10 protein-coding genes and 1 pseudogene are annotated in these 7824 nt (G+C 43.7%); 2 read left to right on the forward strand and 9 right to left on the reverse strand.

The genetic code is table 11. The features are described 5' to 3' along the window. Both AZ66_RS32100 and AZ66_RS24095 read right to left on the reverse strand, forming a co-directional pair. Positions 1-454 (reverse strand): annotated as a pseudogene (locus tag AZ66_RS32100) (hypothetical protein); the annotation flags it as partial. A 120-nt stretch (positions 455-574) separates the two neighbouring features. Then, entirely contained in the window at positions 575-1285 is a 711-nt protein-coding gene (locus AZ66_RS24095; protein ID WP_197081764.1) for a hypothetical protein, read from the reverse strand. Positions 1286-1338: 53 nt separating this feature from the next. Here AZ66_RS24095 and AZ66_RS24100 point away from each other — a divergent pair, with 53 nt between their 5' ends. Continuing rightward, positions 1339-2013 (forward strand): class I SAM-dependent methyltransferase, encoded by a 675-nt coding sequence (locus AZ66_RS24100; RefSeq protein WP_044357191.1) that lies wholly within the window; start codon positions 1339-1341, stop codon positions 2011-2013. Between the two features lie 17 nt (positions 2014-2030). Here the strand turns inward: AZ66_RS24100 and AZ66_RS24105 are convergent, their stop codons facing one another. The 7 genes from AZ66_RS24105 to AZ66_RS24135 form a co-directional block, all read right to left on the reverse strand. Further along, on the reverse strand, positions 2031-2405 hold the full coding sequence (locus AZ66_RS24105; RefSeq protein ID WP_231587023.1) for a glycosyltransferase family 2 protein: 375 nt from the start codon (positions 2403-2405) through the stop codon (positions 2031-2033). Continuing rightward, positions 2303-3163, reverse strand: coding sequence for a tetratricopeptide repeat protein (locus AZ66_RS33065; protein ID WP_231587024.1), 861 nt, complete (start codon positions 3161-3163; stop codon positions 2303-2305). Before AZ66_RS33065 ends, AZ66_RS24105 begins: the two co-directional genes overlap by 103 nt. A gap of 30 nt (positions 3164-3193) precedes the next feature. After that, positions 3194-4174, reverse strand: coding sequence for an MBL fold metallo-hydrolase (locus AZ66_RS24115; RefSeq protein ID WP_052648823.1), 981 nt, complete (start codon positions 4172-4174; stop codon positions 3194-3196). A gap of 44 nt (positions 4175-4218) precedes the next feature. Further along, positions 4219-5190 carry a methyl-accepting chemotaxis protein gene (locus tag AZ66_RS24120; RefSeq protein ID WP_156160064.1) on the reverse strand — a complete coding sequence of 324 codons (972 nt, stop codon included), beginning with the start codon at positions 5188-5190 and terminating at the stop codon, positions 4219-4221. A gap of 17 nt (positions 5191-5207) precedes the next feature. After that, positions 5208-5594, reverse strand: coding sequence for a hypothetical protein (locus AZ66_RS24125; RefSeq protein ID WP_044357194.1), 387 nt, complete (start codon positions 5592-5594; stop codon positions 5208-5210). Positions 5595-5630: 36 nt separating this feature from the next. Beyond that, complete coding sequence (locus AZ66_RS24130) at positions 5631-5942, reverse strand: hypothetical protein (RefSeq protein WP_021254599.1); 312 nt, start codon at positions 5940-5942, stop codon at positions 5631-5633. Between the two features lie 231 nt (positions 5943-6173). Continuing rightward, a complete protein-coding gene (locus AZ66_RS24135; RefSeq protein WP_044357195.1) occupies positions 6174-6479 on the reverse strand; it encodes a hypothetical protein in 306 nt (101 codons plus the stop codon). A 189-nt stretch (positions 6480-6668) separates the two neighbouring features. Between AZ66_RS24135 and AZ66_RS24140 the strand changes: the two genes are divergently transcribed. Beyond that, positions 6669-7796 carry a glycosyltransferase family 2 protein gene (locus AZ66_RS24140; protein ID WP_231587022.1) on the forward strand — a complete coding sequence of 376 codons (1128 nt, stop codon included), beginning with the start codon at positions 6669-6671 and terminating at the stop codon, positions 7794-7796. Positions 7797-7824: the final 28 nt, after the last annotated feature.

Here is a 7824-nt window from a genome sequence, read left to right on the forward strand (position 1 = left end):
CACCAGTCGAGCCCGTCGCACCTGTGGCTCCCGCCCCGGTTGCACCTGTTGCACCCGTTGCCCCGGTTGCTCCAGTTGCTCCAGTTGCTCCTGCTGTCCCAGCTTCACCGGTTGCACCTGTTGCTCCTGTGGCTCCTGTGGCTCCGGTTGTGGCAACAACTGGCGCTGCCAGAACCGTTTCCAACTTTGTTTGAAGCAGCATTTCTTTTTTTGTCACATCACGAAGTGTGTCACGCACACTTTGATTGACTAATAATACATCGCTCAAAGTCGCTGGAGGAGATGTAACTCCTGGCAGCGTACCAAGCGCAAACTGTATTTTTTCACCTTCTGCATTGAGGATATGACTTAACCCAAGCTCTTCTAAAGCAATAGAGGACAGTAATAAATTGATTGCATCATCCCTAGTTACCGTAATAATGGGTGTAATATTAGGTATGTTAGCTTGCGACAACAATATCCCTCCCTATCCTATAATGTAAACTCTGGATACCATATACATATATGTGATTACAGGATAAGGGGTTCTCGTCACATCTGTAACCAAATACCTATTTCAACGATGATTCTATCCTTAATATCTTGGGTGAACATAACTTCCATATTTATAAGTCAATCTCTTGAAGCCTTTATTGCGCATCCATGCATCAATTCGTTTTTCAAATAGTTCTCCACCATATACCGGATATCGCTGCGACGCAGGATGTATCTCATGATAAGACGCAAACTTGAAATCTTGTGCATTTACTAGATAACATTGATCTGAGAATCCATATCCGATATAGAAGAACTCGTCTTCGCTCTCTGCTTCGAACCTCGCTTCATCATATCTACCATTCCATACCGGATTAGCTACCTTGATCCTCCGATCGGACTCCATGCGGCTGATAGCCTCATCAATCCAAGAGAAGGAGGATTCTAGTATGGAGTCCCCAGAGAAATGGAGCAAATAAGGCGTATGGCATCGGTATATACTTACCAGCTCCGAAATAGAATAATAGTAGCCTCCCGCAAAAGATTCCTTCTCAATCTGGAAATATTGCAGTGCCTCGTCGGAATAATGATCAACAACTGCATATTCGGTGATTACTCCTGAATCCACTAATTTCTGTGCATAGAAGGAAACTTCTTCGACATCATTTACATTATTAATATAGAGAATCACTTCCGAGAAGGAGTACTCGTTCAGTGCAACTGCCCTTTGCAATCGATCCGCCATGAGCAGCGCCTTCCAATCCTTTTCGTAACATTTCGTTTCAAAGGTAACTTGATGCTTCATATCCATCCATAGCCTCCATGCATTTCGAAAATAATCAACTATTGAAAGAAGGTATCCTTATGACTGAATGGAAATTCCATCGTAAAAGCTTCGAATATGATCGTGTTGCACCACAGGTGCTAACCTATTCTGCTTGGACAGGTCATCGTGAATTCGCATATGATCTGGTATCATTTGCGAAGCCGCAATTAATCGTTGAGCTTGGCACGCATTGGGGAGCTTCCTTCTTCAGCTTCTGTGAAGCTGTAAGGGACAATGACCTGCCTGCGAAGTGCTATGCCGTGGACACATGGGTAGGCGACTCCCATTCTGGTGCCTATAATGAGGATGTGTACCAAGAAGTGGGACAGATTGCAGCATCCTTATATCCGAATGTTGCCACGTTATTACAATCCACATTCGATGATGCGCTTCAACACTTCGAGGATGGCTCCATTCATCTTCTTCATATTGACGGATTCCATGAGTATGAGGCTGTACACCATGACTACCATACTTGGCTGCCTAAGCTAGCTGATAACGGAATCGTATTGTTCCATGACATCTCCGTCCGACTTTATGGATTTGGCGTGTGGCAGCTATGGGACGAATTAATCGCTCAGCACCCTTCTTTCCAATTTGAGCATTCCAGCGGATTGGGCGTGTTGTTCCCTAAAGGAGATGCCGCTTACTCAGAAATACATCCTCTCATTTCGCATCAACTTCAACAAATGTATGCACACCCTAATCAATAGACCCACAGCCAAGTTTCCTACTGTTTGTGGTACCAGTCCCAAGGCTTAGGCATCCAATCATACGTGTAAAGTACTTGCGGAATTCGATGTTGAAACTGAATGTCAGCAGCGCATCTGCCGCCCCATTCATCATCTTCCCCATAGCTAATATCTTGGAACTGATGTACAAGTGCAATTCGTTTCGCATAACACATGAGATGATTCGGTTTGCGATAATAATACTGCGCGTCTTGCCCATGCTGATATTCAACACCGTATTTGCACAGTTTATCGGAAATGCCGTTCAGCTTCACCTGTACATCGAACACAATACAATCGGCACGAGGTTCTTTCTCGATCGCCTCAAGCAAAGCATCCACATAATGAGGACTGATTTGATCATCGTCATCAATAAAGGCAACAAACCGTCCTTGAGCCTGTTTGAGCAATTGGTTTCGTTTATCGCCAATTGTTCTTTTTTATTGTCAATGAGGACTAGTATTTCCACAGGTTTACCAAACGCTTGTTGATGAATGTCAGCTAATAAAGAAGATAAAAAGGTGAAGCGCTCCGGAACTGACGGAATAAGCAGAGATAGCCCACAATTCTGAGATCCGCTCTTGTCCAGCATCTCAAAATAGGGGCCAAAATACACTTCATTAGTAATGACACTGGGGTGATCAGGTGCATATAACGCAGCCTGTTGATGATGGTGGTAGGCTCGCTTGAGATCACCCAGCTTGTCATAGCATACACATAATTGCAGGTGAGGCAGCCATGTATGATTCGCAATTGCGTCCGCTTGAGCGGATGAGAACGGCATCTGTAATGCTAATCCATACCAGCTAGCTGCTTCTGACCATTTCTCTTGTATGAAATATTGATATCCAATGCGGCAGCAACTATCAGCGCTCGGAGGCTCATATTGCAGCGTCCTCAGAATCGTTCTAATCACTTTGGCATCCATGCCCAATTCCTTGTAGCCGTTTGCTAGGAGCCCGCACACGGAAATAGCTGTTTTCGCATCGACGTCCCCTTTGTCCAACAATAGTTCATAAATAATAACAGCTCGCTTCCACTCGCCATTCTCCATGAACGCTGCAGCATCTTTCAGTAGTATTGAGGAAATGTCTGATGCATGGTCATCCTCTAAATGCTCGTGAGTATCCAATGACATGCTCCTCCTTTAGAGCCATTAAGACTAGCTCGAAACATAGTCAGCATTACTCTCTATTATATGTTTCTCTTGATCATCGGTGTCTGGAATGGTCTCCTGAGTACTCCCCTTGAAATACAGGTATCCTTCGAACAAATTCGGCAAGATCTGACCCGTACGACGAAGCTCAGTCACATGTGCACGCGTAATCTCACTTGTAATCTCATATTGCTGCATAGTCTGCTCAATCCCATATCGTCTAATAACCTTTTCTATAATGGATTCCAAGGTTATCGGCCTGTCTTGAATGATCTGATAGATCACATTCGATAACTCATTTATTCGCGACAAATGCTGGTTCGCCAAATCCATTATTTTCGATTTCCGGATGCATCCGCCATGATACAGCACATACGCTTCGGAACTTAACGATAACAACTTGCGAATGGATGTCTTGGCATCTGCAATATTTGTATAGTAAAGAAGCTTCTGCTTCGATAAAGTATGATACCCGAACAATGCATCGCTGCAGTATACAACATCATCCGGTGTAATCACTCCAATCATGCCTGCACAATGTCCTGGCAGTGTAACAATCTGCAGCTGGATGGCACCTACTTGGAAAGATCCCTCCTCATATGGAATATAGTCAGTGATCAAATGATTGCGTTCATGATCCTCACTCTTAATGCTGTCGCCTCCACGAGAAGCATCTGATTCGTCGAGCATATGCTGCATGTACATCCCTGTTTGATGCGTGCTGTATATTTTGATGTTCGGATATTGATCCTTGAAATAATGGATTCCCCTACACTGCACTTCATGCCCATGTGTTGTAATAATTGCCGTTATTTTGCCTCCATACTCTTTGACAGCATGATCAACTTCTCTTGCCACGCTTGTACTCGCACCGCTATCAATGAGTACCGCACACTTGGTCTTTGGATCCATGTATACGCCAACGGCCCAGCGTCCAGATGCACAATAACTGGAGCCCGCAATTCGAATGAGATTCAATTTTGCCATTAAGCAATCTCCTTTCCACATCATTGTAATGAGGTAAGTTGCGTTTATTTTCTATAGTAAATTCTGCTTCCTATTTTTGATACAATCTTGTTTTGATTCGACATCATGTCCCCGCCCACCTGATGATGGGTAACAATGAGCGGCGCCACTGGCAGCTTTACTTTTACTGGTTTCGTCTGAGGCCGAGGCTTACGCACATCTTTGGACATAAACGGAGGACTTGATGGACGTCTCTTTTTCACAGCACCGCCAACCTTGACGGCATCTAACGCACTCGACACCTGATTCACAGTTTGAATCGGTTGAACGACTTCCTTCGACACCTGATTCACAGTTTGAACCGGTTGAACGACTTCCTTCGGCACCTGATTCACAGTTTGAATCGGTTGAACGATTTCCTTCGACACCTGATTCACAGTTTGAATCGGTTGAACGATTTCCTTCGACACCTGATTCACAGTTTGAATTGGTTGAACGACTTCCTCCGACACCTGATTCACAGTTTGAATCGGTTGAACGACTTCCTCCGACACCTGATTCACAGTTTGAATTGGTTGAACGACTTCCTCCGACACCTGGTTCACAGTTTGAATCGGCTGAACGACTTCCTTCACTTCCTTCGTTATCTGTTCCGGCTTTGCTTGTTTGAAGGCTTGATTGAAAGATTTATAATAGTCTTCCAGATAACGTAAGTGCTCTTGCAGCTGCTCGACAAGCAGGCGATTCGTAAGATTCCATCTACCGAGCAGAAATTGTGTGCGATGCACGGTGTCGAGCACTTCCCTGATCTGATCCTCTTCCAATTGTTCGGAATGTGTATCGATTACGGTCTGCTTATATACTTGCACCCTTCGATACGTACACAAGTGAAGCTCCCGTAGCGTATCTACCATAGACAAGATTTGTAGAACGTGCAATTCTTTACTTTTCTGATCCCATCTAATATCCAACCCGTGGATGAGATGGAACACCGCTAGCAGCATTTGAGACAAAGGTTGAAAGGTCTTATTCATCATCCACCTCGATCCATCTATTAATAATCGAATTCGTTTGAATCAGAATCCAGCTCTTCGCCTATATCATTCTGCTTTGTGATCGGGGCGCTGGTCTTGACAGCAGGATCTCTTGTTTGTGCTTGGAATTCCATATGTACGACCATATTCAGCTTCTTCAGCAGCAGCCACTCCGCCATTAGCATTGAATCCAGAATTTGTACAACAGAGGAGTTGTAATCCACAATCTCCTTAGGTGTTGGATGAGTTGGGAAGTTCTTATCCTTGCCAACGAACGCCTTTGCTTTCTCTGCCTCGGTAAGGAGCAGCTGTCCAAGGGCACCTTCTTCCAGAGAGAGCGATTGCAGTAGATGTGCAACTGCCTCGTCAATTGATGGAATATGATCATCATTTTTTTGAATGCTCATGTTCTCCCTCCTCTCTCTCCGGATAATGGCGGAATGCTATTCTTCACAATCCTCAAAACAGTCATGCTGCTTCTCAAGTCGAATCACATCTTCCAGCTTAAAGTGCAACAGAATCTGATTTTTCACAACGTTTCTCAGCATGCGATCAACACTTTCATTAATTTGAAGCGCTTCGGACAAGCATACATCCCGATCTCTAAGTATGGCCTGAATTTTTTCACCTTCCGCATTGATAATATGAGACAGTCCAATTTCCTCAAGGGCGATTGAGGTTAGCAGCAGGTTCACAACTTCTTTTCGCTTCAGAATAATTTCCGGTTTTATATCCGGAACATTTGGCATGGACATGATACATATCCTCCTTATTGAGGTGCTACTCACAGACATTTACAGTTCGATACCTCATATTTTTATGCCATAGACAAATACATCATGCTGAGTTTCGAACTTTGTTTGTCCCTTGAACATGATCCTCTTGCAAAAAGAAAGTACATTCTCCTGTAGATCGTTCCACTCCACAGGAGAAATGTAAGCGCAACGAGATGCTTGACAGTTTAGATGACTATACCTGCAGGTAGTTTACAATCCAGGGAAGCTGCTAAGTATATTGTCTAACTTAAATTGAAGAAGCATTTCTTTCTTAATTACATCTTGCAATGTTTTTCTTACACTTTCGTCAATTGCCAGCAATTCCGCAACCGTTGCCGCTGGAGTGATACCAGGTGCAAGTGTACCAACAACGAGTTGAATTTTCTCTGCCTCTGCATTCACGATGTGAGCAAGAGCCAGTTCTTCCAGAGCGATAGAAGCCAAAAGCAACGTTACGGTTTGGCCAAGGGTAATCGTAATAGTGGGAGTAATATTTGGAATATTAGCCTGTGACAAAACTGTTCACCTCTCTCTTTTCCTTTGCAAGCACCTCATTGCAACTTACGTTACTCATCCTATGTCTGAGGGTTTATCTCATATGCTAAATTCTGAACAACGTTTTTATTCCCCTTGTCACCCGAATATCAATTTCAGGCGTCGCATACAGTTACTTATCTTATACGAAGCCGAAGAGGAGTGAATGGATTGCAATCACCTACGTTATCCATCTGCATGATTGCACGGAATGAAGAGGATGTCATCGCTCGCTGCCTGCGGAGCATCAGGCCTATCGCAGATGAAATTATTGTTGTGGATACAGGATCAACGGATCGTACAATCGAAATATGCCAGGAGTTCGGCGCAACCGTGCTTAGACATGAATGGCAGGATCATTTTTCATTGGCACGCAATTATGGATTAGAGCAGGCAACAGGTGAATGGATTATGTGGATGGATGCTGATGAGGAAATGGATGTGGATGATTGTCAGACAATGAAGAAGCTGCTTCCTTCCTTAGACAAGGATATCTACTCGATTCATTTAATTAATTACATTGGAGCAACTGTTCAAGCGAATGAATCATTTCATATTGCGCATGCTCGCCTCTTTCGTAATCACAAGGGATTTAAGTTCCAGTTCAGTATCCACGAGACATTGAATGTTCATGAAGTTCTGCCAGATCAAGATGAATCGCAAATCGCTACATTGCCAGTCAAAGTGTACCATTACGGTTATTTGAATGATGTAACTTATGCCAAGAACAAAAGCGAGCGCAATATAACCTTATTGCTCAAAGCAATCGAAGACAAAGAGCCAAATCCATGGCTGGAGTATCACTTAGCGAGTGAATATTCGCGTATGAAGCAGTATGATTTTGCTTTTAAATACGTGAATTGGGCAATTGTTAGATTCCTTTCCGAAGGACTTACGCCGCCATCGCTTGTGTATAAGCTGAAATATTCGATTCTACTAGAGACAGGAAGTATAGAGGGAGCTTGGCCAGCCATTGACAAAGTATTAGTGCTTTACCCCGATTATGTAGATCTTCATTTATACAAGGGTGTCATCCTGCACCAACTGGGCAAACACGAACAAGCACTCGAAACGTTCGACCATTGTATTGCATTAGGCGACAAACAGCTGAATCATTTAACCCTTCACGGCAGCGCTACCTTCCACGCCTATTATTATAAAGGACAATGTTATGAGCAATTGAATCAGCCACAAGAAGCATGGTCAGCATATCGTTCAGCCTTGAACTTCTATCCTGAATATGAGCCTGCCAATCTTGCGCTTCAGCAGTTGCTCGTCTCTCATTCTGATTTGCACTAACAACCATCACCAATATCTTAATTTATAT

This window comes from Paenibacillus sp. E194, from assembly GCF_000935845.1.
Taxonomy (GTDB): domain Bacteria; phylum Bacillota; class Bacilli; order Paenibacillales; family Paenibacillaceae; genus Paenibacillus_B; species Paenibacillus_B alvei_B.